The organism is Roseateles sp. YR242 (assembly GCF_900109745.1).
Taxonomy (GTDB): Bacteria; Pseudomonadota; Gammaproteobacteria; order Burkholderiales; family Burkholderiaceae_C; genus Roseateles.
Map to the genome: position 1 here is coordinate 49589 of NZ_FOAV01000004.1, position 16403 is coordinate 65991.

Below are 16403 nucleotides of genomic sequence, written 5' to 3' on the forward strand. Positions count from 1 at the left end.
GGATCAGCCTTTGGCTCTCACGGCGGCGCTCGCGGCAGGGGCCTGGGCATGCGCGGCTGCCTGGTCAGGGGCCTGCGCCTGCGCCGTCACCACCTGCACCGTGACGGTCTGCCCCGCCACCAGATGCTCACCCGCAGGCAGCGGGTCCAGCTTGACGCGTACCGGCACCCGCTGGGGCAGCCGCACCCAGTTGAAGCTGGGATTCACGCTGGGCAGCAGGTTGGTGCTGGTGCTGCGGTCACGGTCGGCGATGCCGGCCGCGAAGCTCTCGACGTGGCCCGTCAGTGGCTGGGAAGCCCCCATGGGCATCACCTGCACGGCGTCACCCACATGGATTCGGGCCAGCTTGGTTTCCTCGAAGTAGCCTTCCACGTAGAGCGACTGGGCATCCACCAAGGCCAGCACCGGATGGCCGGCGGCGGCATACGCGCCCTGGCGCAGATCGAAGTTGGTGATGGTGCCTGCCGACGGCGCACGCACCAGGGCTCGGTCCAGATTCAGCTTCGCTGCATCCACGGCGACCTCGGCCTGGGCCACGGCGGCACGCGCCTGTTCGGCGCGGCTGCGGGTCTGCTCCCGCAGCTCCTGCGACACGAGGTTGCCCAGACCCACGTTGCGGTCAGCCTCGCGACGGGCCTGCGCCAGCGCCACTTTCTGAGCGGACAGCTGGGCCTGCGCCTGGCGCAGCGCCAGTTCATAACGGGCGCGGTCCACTTCGAAGAGCAGCGTGCCGGCCGCCACCGTCTGGTTGTCTCGTACCGGCACGGCAGTCACCAGCCCGGACACGTCCGGCGCGATCTGCACCACGTCAGCCCGCACGCGACCGTCGCGGGTCCAGGGGGAGAGTTCATAACGGTCCCACAGGCGCAGGGCCGCCCACAAGGCGGCCAGCACCACCAGCACGGTGACCACGAAGGACGCCAGGCGGCGGGGTTGAAGCAGGGAAGGAAGGGATTTCATGACGACCAGCAATCTTGATCAGTACGTATGCGAGAAGAAGCGCAAGACCGCGGGGGCGACCTGCAGCGACACGCTGCTCAGGCCCCACAGCAGCAGCACATACAGGGCCATGTCGAACAGTGCCGGATGCCAGATCCAGCGGTAGGCGCCGCACAGGGCCAGCACACGGCGCACACCCCAAAGCAGCAACAGCGAGGCAAACGCCAACGGCATGAGCCAGGGCAGATAAAGCCCGAAAACATCCACAGCGCCGGTCATGCCGGGGCCTCCTCAAGCGGGTTGAAGTCGATCGGCGGCTCGCACTGCGGCTCGACAGTCAGTCGCGCCGGCGTGGCCGTCGGAAACAGGTTGCGGCGCAGGCCCAGGAGGGCGCTCAGCGAGGCGCGGGCCGACTCGGGCCATGGCGCGTCCGTGGGGCACACCACCACCAGGCGACGCAATGCATCGTCTATATGCGTGAGCAGCGCGTCGGGTGGCGGTTCGAAGACACCTGCGATGCGTTGGCTGAGCCAGTCGGCCAGGCCGTTCAGCAGGGGTTTGAGCGCCAGCGAGGGCCATTGGTCCCGCTGGCCCTGCAAGGTCACCAGGTCCGCGCCGATGCGCAGGTCACGTAGGGCATCGTCCGTGGGTACCCCACGCACGGAGCCACCCGCCTGCGCCACACGCGGCGCCAGCAGCGAGATGCGGTCCAGCATGCGCAGCAGGTAGGCCTGGCCGCGAGCCACCGAACGGGGCTGGCGCGCCAGCTCGTCCAGCTCCCGCCAAGTGGCACGCTGGATGCGGCGCGCACTCCAGTCCGCCCCCACCGAGCGCATCAGCCGCGTGACACGTGCCGCCACAAATACGCCGCCCAGCTGACCCAGCATGGAGTTGAGGAAGGCGGTCAGGTCGGCCTGCGAGGTGTCGTGCATGGCCAGCGTGCCGGCCACGCCCAGGACGAAGGGCAGGGCGGCGCCCATGGTGGCGGGCCGGGCCACATAACAGCCCGCAATCAGGAAGACCGGCGCGCAGACGAGGATCAGTGTCCAGATGTCCTGAACCAGCGGCAGCAGCACCAGCACGTAGACCGCGCTGACCGGCATGGAGAGGATGGTCCACTTCAGGAAGCCGTTGATGGCCGGCACCGGGTCGTCCATGCCGGCGAAGAAGCAGCAGAAGATCGCGGCCATCATCGCCGCGACTGAACCCATCGGCCAGCCGGTCAGGATCCAGAAGGTGCAGCACACCAGGATGGCCACCAGTGCGGCGGCTCCGGAGAGCATCGCCATGCCCAGGTCGATGTGCAGGCGCGGGCCGGTGAGTTCCGGCCGCGGGCGGCTGGGCATGGGGGCGCCGCTCAGGCCCTGGTCAATGTCGGCACGCAGGTGCACGCACTGCAGCCAGCCGCGCAGCAATTGATCCAGGCGTTCGGCCAGGGCCACGCGAAGCAAATGGCGCCAGTCACTGCGATCGGGGAAGGACAGTGCTTCGACGCCCGCCTGCAGCGCGGGCCATTGCGCTTGCGCCTGCACAGGCGGCAACTGGATCCATGTGGCCACGTTCGCCAGCAAGGCGGCCACGTCCGGCGCGATGCCGTTCTCGGCCTTCTCCAGCGCCTGCAACCGGTCCTCGACCGCGGAGAGTTGCGGCGTCAGCGCGGCCACGCGGTCCTGCATGTCGTGTACCGCATCGGCGGTCCAGCGCAGGTGGCTGGTGTCAAAAGGGATGTGGGTGCTCAGCACCCGCAGTTGGGTGATGTCGCCCGCCACGCGGCGGCGGTCCGCACCGCCGTCGCGGCGCGTGGTCAGGTCCATGAGCCATGCCCGGGTGTCGCCGAGCGTGCGGTCCAGCAGGCCCAGCACCGTGGCGGCCAGCCCGTTGGGCAGGACCAGGCTGTGCACCAGCGTTGCCGAAAGAATGCCCAGGCCAATCTCCTCCACCCGCGCCACGCCGGAGTCAAAGACATTCAGCGGCGTGTCCACGGACGGAAAACCGATCAGCGCGGCCGTGTAGCCCGCCAGCATGAACGCATAGGCGCGCGGCGTGCGGTCCCGCAAGGACAGGCACAGGCAGGTGCCAACCCACAGCGCCAGCGCCAGGCTCAGCAGTTCCGGTGCATTGGCAAAACGAGGCACCAGCAACACGGCGGCGGTGCTCCCCACCAGCGTTCCGACGAAGCGGTAGACCGCCTTGGAACGCACGGCGCCGGCCAGCGGATGGGCCACGATGTAGGCGGTCATCATGGCCCAGAACGGCCGCGGCTGACCGGCCCAGTTAGCCAGGAACACGGCCAGCATGGCCGCGGCAAAGGCCTTGATGGAGAAGATCCATTCGGCCTGGCTGAAGCGCGGCACGGCGCTCGGAGCGAGGCGAAGCAGGGCGGGCAGTTTCATGGGCAGTCCGTCAGGCCCTGCTCATTTGCGCCGAGGCGGCACGATGGGGGATGGGCAACCCAGCCGCTGCTGCAGCACGGCAAAGACACGCAGCGTCGCTTCGATGTCGGCGTCATCCACGCCTTCATAGACCTCGTTGCGCAGGTCGCGCAGCGTGGCCTCCAGCCGCTCGCAGGCTTCGCTGCCCGCATCGGTCAGGTGCAGGGTCTTGGCACGGCGGTCGCCCGTGTCTTCCCGGCGTTCGACAAAACCGGCGTCCACCAGTTGATCCAGCGTCCGCGTCAGGGAGGGACCTTCAATGCCCACCAGCTCGGCCAGCGCGCCTTGCCGCAGGCCATCCCCCTGGCGGCCGATCATGACCAGCGGCCATGCCATCGCCTGGGACACCCCGACATGCGCGACCGCCTGATTGGCGGTCGCGCGGTAAGCGCGCTCGAGGATGGGGAGACTGGCGCCCAGTTGCAGCAGGGCGGTCTCACGCGCACTGCGCGTCAGGGTGCGGGGGGGCTTGGCGGTGCTCATGGTTGGTGATTGTAGATAGTTAGCTTGCTAACTAATTTGTGGGGGTATTCTCCGGCATCGACCGGGGTTCGGTCTCAGCAGGAGTTCACGAATGAGCAAGGCAGAAGTGGGCGCGTCGCGTCGCGTGTACAAAGTCGCAGTGATTCCGGGCGACGGCATCGGCAAGGAAGTGATGCCGGAGAGCCTGCGGACGCTGGAAGCGGCAGCGCGCCGCTTCGGCTTCGAGCTGCAATACACCCATATCGACTGGGCGAGCTGCGACTATTACGTCAGCCACGGCCAGATGATGCCGGACGACTGGAAGGCGCAGTTGCAGGGGCACGACGCCATTCTGTTCGGCGCCGTCGGCTGGCCGGCCACGGTGCCGGACCACATCTCGCTGTGGGGCTCGCTGCTGAAGTTCCGTCGCGAGTTCGACCAATACATCAACCTGCGCCCGGTCCGTCTCTTTGAAGGCGTGCCCTGCCCGCTGGCCGGTCGCAAGCCGGGGGAGATCGACTATGTGGTTGTGCGCGAGAACACCGAGGGTGAATACACCAACCTGGGCGGCGTGATGTACGCCGGCACCGACCGGGAGATCGTGATCCAGGAGTCCGTCTACTCGCGTTTCGGCGCGGACCGCGTGTTGAAGTACGCCTTCGAGCTGGCGCAGAGCCGCGCGCGCAAGCACCTGACCGTCGCCACCAAGAGCAACGGCATCGCCATCTCCATGCCGTGGTGGGATGGCCGCGCGGATGCGGTGGGGCAGGGCTACCCAGGCATCACGGTCGACAAACAGCACATCGACATCCTCAGCGCCCGCTTCGTGCTGCAGCCGGGCCGCTTTGATGTGGTGGTGGCCTCCAATCTGTTCGGTGACATCTTGTCCGACCTGGGGCCCGCCACGACCGGCACGATCGGCCTGGCGCCGTCGGCCAACCTGAATCCGGAGCGCCAGTTCCCCTCGTTGTTCGAGCCGGTGCATGGCTCGGCGCCGGACATCGCGGGGCAGAACATCGCCAATCCGGTGGCCATGATCTGGTCGGCGGCGCTGATGCTGGACTTCCTGGGCGAGCGGGACGCCCACAACGCCATTCTTGGCGCTGTGGAGCAAGTGCTGGCGGGCGGTCCGCGCACGCGAGACCTGGGTGGATCGTGCAATACGACCGAGATGGGCCAGGCCATCGCCCAGCGCGTTGGCGCCTGAGGGTCCAATCGTCCAAACGTCCGGCGGGCCCCCAAACGAAAAAAGCCGCTCCGTCGTGGAGCGGCTTTCAGGTGCCCCGCAGCAACGCCGGGGCAACCGTCATCCGGTCAATCCTTGTCCTTCATCTTCAGCATGCGGTTGGTCCGCAGGGCGACCAGGGTCACCACCGCACCTGAGAGCAGGTAGACCGTCACTGCCCACAGGCCGAAGTGGACCGACAGCCCCAGCGCGACGAGTGGGGCGAAAGCCGCGCCAAACAGCCAGGCCAGATCCGCCGTCAGCGCTGCCCCCGTGTAGCGGAAGTGCGGCAGGAAGTTGGAGGTCGTTGCACCGGCCGACTGCCCGTACGACAAGCCCAGCAGGATGAAGCCCACCAGGATGAAGATGTTCTGCCCCATGCTGCCGCTGTCCAGCAGGATGGGTGTGAACAGGCTGAAGATACCGATGGTGGTGGCCAGCGTGCCCAGCATGCTGCGCCGGCCGATGCGGTCCGCGATCAGGCCGGAGATGGGCATGGCCGCCGCCGCCAGCAGGGCGCCGACGATCTGCACCGACAGGAACTGGCCAACGGATTGATCGGAGTGCAGGATCACCCACGAGAGCGGGAACACCGTCACCAGGTGGAACAGCGCATAGCTCGCCAGGGCGGCAAACGCACCGATGAAGATGTTGTAGCCCTGCTCGCGGAACAGCTCCGAGGTGTCGCAAGGGTCCAGCTCATGCGCCTCCAGGTTCTTCTCGTACTCGTGCGTCAGCACCAGCCGCAAACGGGCGAACAGCGCCACCACATTGATGGCAAAGGCGGCGAAGAACGGATATCGCCAGCCCCAGCTCAGGAAGTCGATGGGTGTCAGGCTGCCCCACAGGTAGGCAAACAGCCCGGCGGCGATCAGGAAGCCGATGGGTGCGCCCAACTGCCCCAGCATCGCGTACCAGCCGCGCCGACCTTCGGGCGCGTTCAGGGCCAGCAGGGACGGCAGGCCGTCCCAGGAGCCGCCCAGTGCCAGGCCCTGGCCGATGCGGCACAGCGCCAGCAAGGCGATGGCGGAGGCTCCCCACGCGTTATAGCCCGGTAGCACGGCAATCGTGCAAGTGGATATACCCAACAGGAACAGGGCCACTGTCAACTTCACGCCACGGTCGAAACGGCGCTGGAGCGACATGCCCAGCAGCGTCCCGATCGGCCGGACCACAAAGGCCAGCGCCAGCAGGGCAAAGGACCACAAGGTGCCTTCCAGCCGCTCCAGGTGAGGGAAGAAGATGGAGGGAAACACCAGGACCGAGGCGATCCCGTACACAAAGAAGTCGAAATACTCCGAGGCCCGGCCAATGATCACCCCGACGGCGATATCGCCCGGCGCGACGGCCTCTTGTTCGGCCTGGGAGGCGACGCCTGTCCCTCTTGGGAGGGGCTGGCCTACCGTTGAAAGCGTGTTGCTGTTCATGAGTCTCCTACCTGGGACAAAATGTCCAATAGTTGGTTTGAGTCAATGAGGCAAAATCTGCGCCCGGCGTGCAACTGTCGACAAGTGTCGTTTACCCGTTAGTCGTAAACCCGCTGTCGTCTTCTCCTGGTTCCTTCCTTGGCTTCAAGGCCTGGCTGTTGCCAGACCTTGTTGCCCAACCGGATGTCCGGAGTCTGATCTGGTTTGATTGATGTTGGCTTGATGTTGGCTGCCATCAGTCGGACCATTTCAGCACTGAACACCCGCCTGCTGGCTGTATCTCATGTACCTCAAAGCATCACTAAAAACAAGTCTGGCCCGTCTCGGGCTGCTGTCGTTGGCACTGCCACTGACTGCCTGCAACCTGGTCGTGATGAAACCCTCGGGTGACATCGCCAACCAGCAGGCGCAACTCATCGTCGCCTCCACGTTGCTGATGTTGCTGATCATCGTCCCGGTGATCATCCTCACACTGACGTTTGCCTGGCGATACCGTTCCTCCAACAAGGAAGCCACCTACTCCCCCGAGTGGGACCACTCGACCCGTCTGGAGCTGATCATCTGGGGCGCGCCCCTGCTGATCATCATCGCCCTGGGCGCGCTGACCTGGATCAGCACCCACAAGCTGGACCCGTTCCGTCCGCTCGAGCGCCTGGACGCCCAGCGCCCCGTGCCGGCCAACGTGCAGCCGCTGGTGGTGGAAGTGGTGGCCCTGGACTGGAAGTGGCTGTTCCTCTACCCGGAACAAGGCATCGCTACCGTCAATGAACTGGCAGCCCCGGTGGATCGTCCGATCCAGTTCAAGATCACGTCGTCCACGGTGATGAACGCGTTCTACGTGCCGGCCATGGCGGGCATGGTCTACGCCATGCCGGGCATGCAAAGCCAGCTGCACGCGGTGATCAACAAGCCGGGGACGTATGACGGGTTCTCGTCCAACTTCAGTGGCGACGGCTTCTCGCACATGCGCTTCAAGTTCCACGGCCTGTCCAACGACGAGTTCGCCGCCTGGGTGGACCGCAACAAGGCCGACGGCGTGCAACTCTCCCGCGAGCTCTACCAGACCCTGGAAAAGCCCAGCGAGAAAGAACCGGTCCGCCGCTTCGCCACCGTCGCGCCTGGCCTGTTCGATGCCATCGTGAACCGCTGTGTTGACGGCAACAAGATGTGCATGGGCCAGATGATGGCCATCGACGCCGCCGGCGGCGGCGGCAAGGGCGCGATTGACGGCCTTGCCAGCAAGCCCTGGAGCAACGACCAGAAGCGGATTTTCGTGGCCGCCCTCTGTACGCCTGACAACGCCGGCCAGTATGCCGCGCAGTGGTCTTCCACCCGTAGCCAGGACTGACCGGCGCCCGGCGCCTTGCCCCAAGGGGCAGCGCCGGGACCGCAAGCCATATCGAGATCCAAGATGATTGACGTACAAAAGCTCATCTTCGGACGCCTCACCATCGAGGCGATTCCATACCATGAGCCGATTCTCCTAGCCACCTTCGCAGCGGTCATCCTCGGCGGCATCGCCGTGCTGGCGCTGATGACCAAATTCAAGCTCTGGGGCCCGTTCTGGCGCGACTGGGTCACCAGCATCGACCACAAGCGCATCGGCATCATGTACATCGTGCTGGGTATCGTCATGCTGCTGCGTGGCTTTGCCGACGCGCTGATGATGCGTGCCCAGCAGGCCCTGTCCTTCGGCGACAGCGTCGGCTTCCTGCCGCCGCACCACTACGACCAGGTCTTCACCGCCCACGGCGTGATCATGATCTTCTTCGTGGCGATGCCGCTGGTGACGGGCTTCATGAACTATGTTGTGCCGCTGCAGATCGGTGCGCGCGACGTGGCCTTCCCGTTCCTGAACAACTTCAGCTTCTGGATGACCGCTGGCGGCGCCGTGCTGGTGATGTTCTCGCTGTTCGTGGGCGAATTCGCCCGTACCGGCTGGCTGGCGTATCCGCCGCTGTCCGGCATCCTGGCCAGTCCGGGGGTGGGGGTGGATTACTACCTCTGGTCACTGCAGGTGGCGGGTGTGGGCACGACCTTGTCCGGGATCAACCTGATCGCCACCATCATCAAGATGCGCGCGCCCGGCATGACCATGATGAAGATGCCGGTCTTCACCTGGACCTCGCTGTGCTCCAACATCCTGATCGTGGCCTCGTTCCCGATCCTGACGGCCGCCCTGGCGCTGCTGTCGCTGGACCGTTACGTCGGCACCAACTTCTTCACGACCGATCTGGGCGGCAACGCCATGATGTACGTGAACCTGATCTGGATCTGGGGCCACCCTGAGGTCTACATCCTGGTGCTGCCGGCCTTCGGCATCTTCTCGGAAATCACCTCCACCTTCAGCCAGAAGAAGCTGTTCGGTTATGCCTCCATGGTCTACGCCACGGTCGTGATCACGATCCTGTCGTACCTGGTGTGGCTGCACCACTTCTTCACCATGGGCTCGGGTGCCAGCGTGAACTCGTTCTTCGGCATCACGACGATGATCATCTCGATCCCGACGGGCGCGAAGATCTTCAACTGGCTCTTCACCATGTACCGTGGCCGCATCGTCTTCGACGTGCCCATGTACTGGACGGTTGGCTTCATGGTCACCTTCGTGATCGGTGGCATGACCGGTGTGCTGCTGGCCGTGCCGCCGGCGGACTTCGTGCTGCACAACAGCCTGTTCCTGATTGCCCACTTCCACAACGTGATCATCGGCGGCGTGCTGTTCGGCCTGCTGGCGGGCATCACCTTCTGGTTCCCGAAGGCATTCGGCTACAAGCTCGATCCGTTCTGGGGCAAGTGCTCGTTCTGGTTCTGGCAGATCGGCTTCTTCGTGGCCTTCACGCCGCTGTACGTCCTGGGCCTGATGGGCGTGACCCGCCGCATGAGCCACTTCGACGATCCCTCGCTGCAGATCTGGTTCCAGATCGCTGCCCTGGGCGCGCTGCTGATCGCTGCCGGCATTGGCTGCTTCCTGATCCAGCTGGTGGTGAGCTTCCTGAAGCGCGAGCAGCTGCGTGACGTGACGGGTGACCCCTGGAACGGCCGTACGCTGGAGTGGTCGACCTCGTCGCCCCCGCCGCAGTACAACTTCGCCTTCACGCCGGTGGTGCATGACCATGACGCCTGGTTCGACATGAAGCAGCGCGGCCATCAACGTCCGGTGGGCGGCTTCAAGGCCATCCACATGCCCAAGAACACGGGCGCTGGCGTGATCATCGCGGCCCTGTCCACGCTGCTGGGCTTCTCGCTGATCTGGCACATGTGGCTCGTGGCCGGCATCGCCTTCGTGGTGATCATCGCGACGACCATCGTCCACACCTTCAACTACAAGCGTGACTACTACATCCCCGCGGATGAAGTGGCCCGCACGGAAGAAGCCCGCACCCAGGTGCTGGCCGCACAGGCCTGAACCCGAGCGAGCAATCCAACATGCAAGCAACGACCATGACGAACAACACCGGTACGCCGGTGTTCTACGACAACGGCGATCACCATCCGCAGCAAGGGACCCTGCTGGGTTTCTGGCTGTACCTGATGAGTGACTGCCTGATCTTCGCGGTGCTCTTCGCCACCTACGCCGTGCTGGGCCGCAGTTATGCGGCCGGCCCGTCGGGCGCGGATCTCTTTGACCTGAAGCTGGTCGCCGTCAACACCGGCTTCCTGCTGCTGTCGTCGATCACCTACGGCTTCGCGATGATCGCGATGCTCAAGGGCCGCAAGCAGGCCCTGCTGGGCTGGCTGGCCATCACCGGCATCCTCGGCCTGTGCTTCCTGGGCGTGGAACTGTATGAGTTCGCGCATCTGATCCATGAAGGCGCCGGCCCGCAGCGCAGTGCCTTCCTGTCCTCGTTCTTCGCCCTCGTGGGCACTCACGGCCTGCACGTCACCTTCGGTGCGATCTGGCTGGTGGTGCTGATGGTGCAGGTTGCCAAGCTGGGCCTGACCAAGGAGAACAAGCGTCGCCTGATCTGCCTGTCGATGTTCTGGCACTTCTTGGACGTGGTCTGGATCGGTGTCTTCACCTTTGTTTATCTGATGGGAGTGCTGCCATGAGCGAGCACAACAACCAACACGATCATCACGACGACCACCATGACGACGACGTGGGCTACCACGCCACCGTCAAGGGCTACCTGGTCGGCTTCATCCTCTCCATCATCCTGACGGCCATCCCGTTTGCGCTGGTGATGGGCAAGGGCATCACTTCTTCCAGCACGCTGGCGCTGGTGCTGCTGGCCTTTGCGGCGGTGCAGATCGTGGTCCACATGATCTATTTCCTGCACATGAACTCGAAGGTGGAAGGCGGCTGGTCCATGCTGGCCCTGATCTTCACCGTCGCCATCGTGTTCATCATGCTGGCCGGGTCGGTCTGGGTCATGTTCCACCTGAACGCCAACATGATGCCGGTCCACGACATGCGCAACATGCCCTGATGGCAGACCTGCCTCAGGAAAGGCCGCGCCGCCGCATCGCCCTCTGGGCGTTGCAGCTGGGCGCGGCCCTTTTGTTTGTGGGCTTCGTGGCCCTGGGCAGCTGGCAGGTCCAGCGCCTGGGCTGGAAGCAGGACCTCATTGCACGGGTCGAGAAACGTCTGGCTGCGCCGCCGGTGCTGGCGCCTGGTGCCAGCCGCTGGGAGGGCGTCAACAAGGCCGAGGACGAATACCGCCGCGTGTTCGTGCGCGGAGCTTTTGACCACTCGCGTGAGGTGCTGGTGGGCGCCAGCACCGAGTTGGGCACGGGCTATTGGGTGCTGACGCCGCTGCGCAGCACGGACGGCAACTGGGTGCTGGTCAACCGGGGTTTTGTGCCGCCGGAGTACAAGGCGCGCGTGTCCCGCACGGCCACCGAGGCGCAAGGCGAGGTGGTGGTGCAGGGGCTGCTGCGGCTCACTGAGCCCGGGGGCAGCCTGCTGCGCAAGAACGAGCCGGCCACCGGCCGCTGGTTCTCGCGGGATGTCCAGGCCATCGGCAAGGCGCAGGCGCTGGAAGGCCCGTTGGCACCGTACTTCATCGACGAAGCCGACATGCGGCCGGTACCCAAGGCCGAGACCTCGCCACGGGGCGGGCTCACCGTCGTCCGCTTCCCCAACAGCCACCTCTCCTACGCCTTGACCTGGTTCGCCATGGCCGCCATGACGGCGGGCATCGTGATCTACCTCTGGCGCGACCGGCGCCGCCGCGAGCGCGCCGGCGTGGACGACCGTGCCTCTGAGCCGGCCTGACAGCGACGCTGGCGACAGCCGCTGGTTGGGCCTGCCCGGCTTGCCCGGGCTGGCGGGCTTGTCGGTGATGCTGGCACCAGACAGCCAGGCCGGCCGCTCCAACCTGATGCAATTGGTGCAGTTGCGCTGGCTGGCGGTGGCCGGGCAACTGGCCACCGTGGTGTCGGTGCACTACACGCTGAACATCCGCCTGCCTGTGGCGGAGATGCTCACGCTGCTGGCAGTGCTGCTGCTCTTCAACCTGGCCTGCTGGATACGCACCCGCTGGGTGCCCAGCGTCAGCAATGCCGAGCTGTTTGCCGGTCTGCTGGTGGATGTGGCGGTGCTGAGCGGGCAGCTGTATTACAGCGGTGGCGTCACCAACCCCTTTGTCTTTCTGTATCTGCTGCAGATCGCGGTGGGGGCGGTGCTGCTGCCGGCGCGCTTCATCTGGCCCATGGTCTGGCTCACTGCCGCCTGCTTCCTGGCGCTGACCCAGTGGCATCTGCCTCTGCTGCTGCCGGACCTGGCCGGCCTGTCGCTGCCGCCGCACTACGTGGGTGGCTTGCTGATCTGCTTTGCCATCAATGCCTCGCTGCTGGTCACCTTCATCCACCGCATCAGCGGCAACCTGCGCCAGCGCGATGCCCGCCTGGCCGACCTGCGGCAACGGGCGGCGGAGGAAGAGCACATCGTGCGCATGGGGCTGCTGGCTTCCGGCGCGGCCCACGAGCTGGGGACGCCGCTCTCCACGCTTTCGGTCATCCTGGGGGATTGGGCCCACATGGCGCCCTTTGCCGGGGATCCGGAGCTGCGCGAGGAGATCGAGGAGATGCAGGTTCAGTTGCGGCGCTGCAAGGCCATCGTCAGCGGCATCCTGATGTCAGCGGGGGAGATGCGGGGTGAAGCCCCGATGGTCACGACGCTGCATACCTTCCTCGGTGATCTGGTCGAGCACTGGCGCCGCACCCGCACGAGCGGCCGTCTGCAATACCGGGCGGACAGCGATCTGCCGGACCTGCGCATCGTCTCCGATGTCGGCCTGAAGCAGATGATCGACAACATCCTGGACAACGCCCAGGAGGCGGCGCCAGGCGAATCCATCCTGATGCGCGCGTACCCCGAAGACGACCAGTTGGTGCTGTGTGTCCGGGACCGGGGCCCTGGCTTCCTGCCGGAGATGCTGGAGCGGCTGGGCAAGCCCTACCAGTCCAGCAAGGGCCGCCCGGGCGGTGGCCTGGGGCTGTTCCTGGCCCTGAACGTCACCCGGTCGCTCGGCGGGCGCCTCCAGGCGCGCAACCGGGCGCAGGACGAGGGGGGCGGGGCTGAGGTGGAGATCCGATTACCACTGTCCGCACTGGTGCCGCAGGGCCTGGCTGACAATGGCGGCCATGATGGCCGATGAAGAAGACCGCCTGCTGCTGATCGTCGAGGACGACGACGCCTTTGCCCGGACCCTGGTGCGTTCCTTCGAACGCCGGGGTTACACGGTGTTGCGAGCGTCCAACCATGAGCAGGTGCAGCGGCTGCTGGCCGAGCGCGCGCCGGAGGATACGCCGGAATATGCGGTGGTGGATCTGAAGCTGGCCGCGGGTGGTTCCGGCCTCTCCTGTGTGCAGACCCTGCACGAACACGACGCCGCGATGGTGATCGTGGTGCTGACCGGCTATGCCAGCATTGCCACGGCGGTGGAGGCCATCAAGCTGGGCGCGCGGCACTATCTGGCCAAGCCGGCCAATACGGACGACATCGAGGCCGCATTCTCACGGGCGCAGGGCGATGCAGAGGTAGAGGTGACGGAGCGCGCGACCACGTCCATCAAGACGCTGGAGTGGGAGCACATCCACGAGACCCTGGCGGAGACCGGGTTCAATATCTCCGAGACGGCTCGAAGGCTGGGGATGCACCGGCGTACGCTGGCCCGCAAGCTGGAGAAGCAGCGGGTGAAGTGAGTGCGTCGGGCCAGGCGTCATCCATGGACGATGCCCGGCCTCACTGCTCAGCCCGCTGATTGCTGCCGGTTTACTGCTGCAGGGTTACTGCTGCCTGTATTGCGGCTGCTGGTACTGTGGCTGCTGCGATTGCGGCTGATACTGCTGTTGCTGGGATTGTGGCGCCGTCGTCGCGGGGGCACGCATGACACGGGTCTTGCCGCCGGTGGTCACCAGGATCACCGGCTCGCCCGGTTGCCAGGTTTCCGCACCCTTGGCTTGCACGATGGCGCGGCGTTCACCGTTGCGCATCTGCAGCAGCAGCTCCACGGCGTCTTCCTTGGTGGCGCTGCGCTCCACAGCATTGCCGAGGGCGGCGCCGGCCACGGCACCCAGCACACCCACCACCAGGCCATCACGACGACCACCCACGCTGCCACCGGCCACGCCGCCAGCGATGGCACCGGTCAAGGCGCCGGCGCCGCTCTGGCTGCCGTCCACGGTCACCGGGCGGGCGGAGAGAAGAGTGGCGTCCTGCACCTGCGAGAGGCGCTGCGCGTCGCCGCGCTGGATCACATCCGGGTTGGAGGTCTGGCAGGCGGCAAGCAGGGCCACCATCGAGACAATCAGCAGCTTTTTCATAATCGGAACTCCATGACGGTAGGGGCCCAACGCCACCTGCCGCAGCCGGGTTGACCCGGCAACAAGACTTTACCCATGCAGGGTCGCAGGCATCACCGTCCCTCTCAGATGGGGGCGGCGACCCTGATGACAAGAACTGTACTCCTGTCATCGGGTCGCCGTGGCAGCGTGCCAATCCTTCGGTTCGTCAACGAGGTCTTGCCGGATTCCCGGTGGGATTTATCGAACCGGATGCTGGCGCCCGTCTTCATCCACCCAGTAACGCCCGCCGCGGCCGTCGGAATGGACCTGACGCTCGTGGCCATCCACCACCATGCGCCCGATCACGGCGCCGGCCACGGCACCGACAACGGCGCCGGTGACGGCGCTGCCGCCTGCCACGGCGCCCACGACCGCACCGCCCACGGCGCCCACGGTGGCGTTGCGGGCATCACGGCGGTCGACGGCGCAACCGACTGTCAGGCCGGCACAGGCCAGCACAAGGAGGGCTGCTGAAGCTTTTGAATGGATCATGATGGTGTCTCCAAAGCGGTTCGATCAACGCGCGCGGGTTCGCGGCGTTCACCTACCGGTTGGCAACTTCCATTCCTTGATCCGCACCCTGAACCCACCCCTCGCCCACCCCTCGCCGGCCAGGCGTGAGAGGCCGGCGCCGCTCGCCGTCAGGACCCCTCAGGAAACATACAGCCGCGACGACTTGGGCACACTGGCCAGCAGGAACTCCATCTGGTCCGCCAGAATCCGGCGCCCGCGCAGGATCATGTCCTCGTGCAGGCTGGGCACATAGGGAAGATACATCAGCGACATGTGCGCTTCTTCTGGTGTGCGGTTGCCCTTGCGCCCGTTGCAGGCCCTGCAGGCGGTGATGCAGTTCATCCAGCTGTCCTTGCCCTTGCGGGAGACCGGCTGAATGTGTTCGCGCGTCAGCTGCTCGGGATGAAACCGGTGCCCGCAGTACGCGCAGACATGTCGGTCCCGGGTGAACAGCTTGGGGTTGGAAAGGGCTGGAGACTGCCGCCATGCGCGGCTCGGGACGCTCCCACGCACCGCGATGATCGGGTGCAGTTCAATGCGGGACTGCAGGCCGGAGACCCGCTGGTAGCCGCCGCGTAGCACGTGGCAGGGCAGGCCCAGTGTCCAGGCGACGGCGTCGCTGGCATAGAGCACGGCTGCTTCCTTCGTCGAGATCCAGGCCTGCGGGCGGCCCGAGATATCCAGTTGCAGAACATCCACGGTCGTTGACCTCCGCCTGCGAGCGTATCCCCCTGTGCGGGGCAACTCAAGTGCCTGCGTGACCGTCAGTCGCTGCAAAACCGACACTTCGTCGGGGAACCCCACCGTTTCTATCTACAAAGCCCGCGCAAATCGGTCATTGGCGGGGGTAAACCCGCCGCTGCAGGTCGTTCAGACTCATCCGCCCCGGATCCTGGCCAGTTCCAGCAAGGCCTCGCCAGAAAAGCCATCGGCTGGCAGGCGCACGGTGCGCCACAGCTCGCCCGCCGATCCATGAACCGCCTGCACCCGCTCGGCGAGCTGTTCGGTGTCGCCGTCCTCCGGCACCGCATAGGCCACCATTTCCTGGCCATCCTCCATCCAGCGGCCCACCAGATCCCCCGGCTCGGCGGTCCGGGCCAGCACCCGAGCCAGCTCATCGTGCGAGCCGCCCGCCCCGCGCCACAGGTGCAGGGTGAGTTCCCCACCCTCGCGCAGGGCCAGCAGGGCACTTTGATCCAGGCGCGCCAGGAACGCGGCTTCGTCCAGCGGCGCAGGCAGCGGCGGTTCCACGCCACCACACAGGGTCTGCAGCACCTGGTCCAGCTCATCGGCCTTGTCGAAGAAACCATTGGCGCCGGCCGCCAGGCACGCGGCCCGGTAGGCATCCGGGGTCTGATGCGAAAGCACATGCACCTGCCCCTGATAACCGCGCTTGCGCAGTTGCTTGAGCACCTGCAGCCCGGAGCCGCCGTCCGCCAGGGACAGGTCCAGCAGCACGGCATCCGGCTGCGTGTGGGCCACCAGTGCCAAGGCGAGCGCCTCGTCCGGCGCCTCGCCCACGATGCGCAGCCCGTCGACGGTCCGCAGCCGCTGCACGATCTGGCGGCGGATCGTCATCGAGTCTTCCACCAGCACCACTCTCAAACCTGGCAT

The 16403-nt window shown here is 65.9% G+C and carries 17 protein-coding genes; 8 read left to right on the forward strand and 9 right to left on the reverse strand.

The features are described 5' to 3' along the window. Window positions 1-3 precede the first annotated feature (3 nt). The 4 genes from BMY53_RS09805 to BMY53_RS09820 are packed head-to-tail and all read right to left on the reverse strand — an operon-like array spanning window position 4 to window position 3854. The gene (locus BMY53_RS09805; protein WP_092946062.1) at window positions 4-960 is read right to left on the reverse strand and encodes an efflux RND transporter periplasmic adaptor subunit; all 957 of its coding nucleotides are present in this window, start codon (window positions 958-960) and stop codon (window positions 4-6) included. A gap of 18 nt (window positions 961-978) precedes the next feature. After that, window positions 979-1218, reverse strand: a complete 240-nt coding sequence (locus BMY53_RS09810; RefSeq protein WP_092946064.1) for a DUF1656 domain-containing protein — start codon at window positions 1216-1218, stop codon at window positions 979-981. Continuing rightward, entirely contained in the window at window positions 1215-3332 is a 2118-nt protein-coding gene (locus BMY53_RS09815; RefSeq protein WP_092946066.1) for an FUSC family protein, read from the reverse strand. Before BMY53_RS09815 ends, BMY53_RS09810 begins: the two co-directional genes overlap by 4 nt. A 21-nt stretch (window positions 3333-3353) precedes the next feature. Beyond that, the gene (locus BMY53_RS09820; protein WP_092946068.1) at window positions 3354-3854 is read right to left on the reverse strand and encodes a MarR family winged helix-turn-helix transcriptional regulator; all 501 of its coding nucleotides are present in this window, start codon (window positions 3852-3854) and stop codon (window positions 3354-3356) included. A 91-nt stretch (window positions 3855-3945) separates the two neighbouring features. Between BMY53_RS09820 and BMY53_RS09825 the strand changes: the two genes are divergently transcribed. Next, window positions 3946-5040 carry a tartrate dehydrogenase gene (locus tag BMY53_RS09825; protein ID WP_092946070.1) on the forward strand — a complete coding sequence of 365 codons (1095 nt, stop codon included), beginning with the start codon at window positions 3946-3948 and terminating at the stop codon, window positions 5038-5040. A 107-nt stretch (window positions 5041-5147) separates the two neighbouring features. Here the strand turns inward: BMY53_RS09825 and BMY53_RS09830 are convergent, their stop codons facing one another. Continuing rightward, window positions 5148-6485 (reverse strand): MFS transporter, encoded by a 1338-nt coding sequence (locus tag BMY53_RS09830; RefSeq protein ID WP_092946072.1) that lies wholly within the window; start codon window positions 6483-6485, stop codon window positions 5148-5150. Window positions 6486-6768: 283 nt separating this feature from the next. Here BMY53_RS09830 and cyoA point away from each other — a divergent pair, with 283 nt between their 5' ends. The 7 genes from cyoA to BMY53_RS09865 all read left to right on the forward strand — a co-directional run bounded on the left by cyoA (window position 6769) and on the right by BMY53_RS09865 (window position 13634). Then, a complete protein-coding gene (gene cyoA / locus BMY53_RS09835; protein WP_092946074.1) occupies window positions 6769-7833 on the forward strand; it encodes a ubiquinol oxidase subunit II in 1065 nt (354 codons plus the stop codon). Between the two features lie 63 nt (window positions 7834-7896). Continuing rightward, entirely contained in the window at window positions 7897-9891 is a 1995-nt protein-coding gene (gene cyoB / locus BMY53_RS09840) for a cytochrome o ubiquinol oxidase subunit I (protein ID WP_177200812.1), read from the forward strand. A gap of 35 nt (window positions 9892-9926) precedes the next feature. Then, a complete protein-coding gene (cyoC, locus tag BMY53_RS09845; RefSeq protein WP_255370125.1) occupies window positions 9927-10535 on the forward strand; it encodes a cytochrome o ubiquinol oxidase subunit III in 609 nt (202 codons plus the stop codon). Beyond that, window positions 10532-10915, forward strand: coding sequence for a cytochrome o ubiquinol oxidase subunit IV (cyoD, locus tag BMY53_RS09850; protein WP_092946078.1), 384 nt, complete (start codon window positions 10532-10534; stop codon window positions 10913-10915). The genes cyoC and cyoD overlap by 4 nt, the downstream gene beginning before the upstream one ends. Further along, a complete protein-coding gene (locus BMY53_RS09855) occupies window positions 10915-11703 on the forward strand; it encodes an SURF1 family protein (RefSeq protein WP_092946080.1) in 789 nt (262 codons plus the stop codon). The genes cyoD and BMY53_RS09855 overlap by 1 nt, the downstream gene beginning before the upstream one ends. After that, window positions 11684-13087 (forward strand): ATP-binding protein, encoded by a 1404-nt coding sequence (locus tag BMY53_RS09860; RefSeq protein ID WP_310732109.1) that lies wholly within the window; start codon window positions 11684-11686, stop codon window positions 13085-13087. The genes BMY53_RS09855 and BMY53_RS09860 overlap by 20 nt, the downstream gene beginning before the upstream one ends. Next, window positions 13077-13634, forward strand: a complete 558-nt coding sequence (locus BMY53_RS09865; protein ID WP_092946555.1) for a response regulator transcription factor — start codon at window positions 13077-13079, stop codon at window positions 13632-13634. Before BMY53_RS09860 ends, BMY53_RS09865 begins: the two co-directional genes overlap by 11 nt. An 84-nt stretch (window positions 13635-13718) precedes the next feature. Here the strand turns inward: BMY53_RS09865 and BMY53_RS09870 are convergent, their stop codons facing one another. From BMY53_RS09870 to BMY53_RS09885, 4 genes are all read right to left on the reverse strand, one after another. Next, window positions 13719-14255, reverse strand: coding sequence for an outer membrane lipoprotein (locus tag BMY53_RS09870; protein WP_255370126.1), 537 nt, complete (start codon window positions 14253-14255; stop codon window positions 13719-13721). 219 nt (window positions 14256-14474) lie between these two features. Then, window positions 14475-14768: a hypothetical protein gene (locus BMY53_RS09875; protein ID WP_143074020.1), complete on the reverse strand. Its 294-nt coding sequence runs from the start codon at window positions 14766-14768 to the stop codon at window positions 14475-14477. Window positions 14769-14927: 159 nt separating this feature from the next. Beyond that, window positions 14928-15488 (reverse strand): HNH endonuclease, encoded by a 561-nt coding sequence (locus BMY53_RS09880; RefSeq protein ID WP_092946084.1) that lies wholly within the window; start codon window positions 15486-15488, stop codon window positions 14928-14930. A gap of 177 nt (window positions 15489-15665) precedes the next feature. Further along, the gene (locus BMY53_RS09885) at window positions 15666-16403 is read right to left on the reverse strand and encodes a response regulator (RefSeq protein ID WP_092946086.1); all 738 of its coding nucleotides are present in this window, start codon (window positions 16401-16403) and stop codon (window positions 15666-15668) included.

Excerpts from the sequence above, each read along its gene's own strand:
- BMY53_RS09805 (WP_092946062.1), bottom strand. The coding sequence starts at position 960 with ATGAAATCCCTTCCTTCCCTGCTTCAACCCCGCCGCCTGGCGTCCTTC.
- BMY53_RS09810 (WP_092946064.1), bottom strand. The coding sequence starts at position 1,218 with ATGACCGGCGCTGTGGATGTTTTCGGGCTTTATCTGCCCTGGCTCATG.
- BMY53_RS09815 (WP_092946066.1), bottom strand. The coding sequence starts at position 3,332 with ATGAAACTGCCCGCCCTGCTTCGCCTCGCTCCGAGCGCCGTGCCGCGC.
- BMY53_RS09820 (WP_092946068.1), bottom strand. The coding sequence starts at position 3,854 with ATGAGCACCGCCAAGCCCCCCCGCACCCTGACGCGCAGTGCGCGTGAG.
- BMY53_RS09825 (WP_092946070.1), top strand. The coding sequence starts at position 3,946 with ATGAGCAAGGCAGAAGTGGGCGCGTCGCGTCGCGTGTACAAAGTCGCA.
- BMY53_RS09830 (WP_092946072.1), bottom strand. The coding sequence starts at position 6,485 with ATGAACAGCAACACGCTTTCAACGGTAGGCCAGCCCCTCCCAAGAGGG.
- cyoA (WP_092946074.1), top strand. The coding sequence starts at position 6,769 with ATGTACCTCAAAGCATCACTAAAAACAAGTCTGGCCCGTCTCGGGCTG.
- cyoB (WP_177200812.1), top strand. The coding sequence starts at position 7,897 with ATGATTGACGTACAAAAGCTCATCTTCGGACGCCTCACCATCGAGGCG.
- cyoC (WP_255370125.1), top strand. The coding sequence starts at position 9,927 with ATGACGAACAACACCGGTACGCCGGTGTTCTACGACAACGGCGATCAC.
- cyoD (WP_092946078.1), top strand. The coding sequence starts at position 10,532 with ATGAGCGAGCACAACAACCAACACGATCATCACGACGACCACCATGAC.
- BMY53_RS09855 (WP_092946080.1), top strand. The coding sequence starts at position 10,915 with ATGGCAGACCTGCCTCAGGAAAGGCCGCGCCGCCGCATCGCCCTCTGG.
- BMY53_RS09865 (WP_092946555.1), top strand. The coding sequence starts at position 13,077 with ATGGCCGATGAAGAAGACCGCCTGCTGCTGATCGTCGAGGACGACGAC.
- BMY53_RS09870 (WP_255370126.1), bottom strand. The coding sequence starts at position 14,255 with ATGAAAAAGCTGCTGATTGTCTCGATGGTGGCCCTGCTTGCCGCCTGC.
- BMY53_RS09875 (WP_143074020.1), bottom strand. The coding sequence starts at position 14,768 with ATGATCCATTCAAAAGCTTCAGCAGCCCTCCTTGTGCTGGCCTGTGCC.
- BMY53_RS09885 (WP_092946086.1), bottom strand. The coding sequence starts at position 16,403 with ATGCCAGGTTTGAGAGTGGTGCTGGTGGAAGACTCGATGACGATCCGC.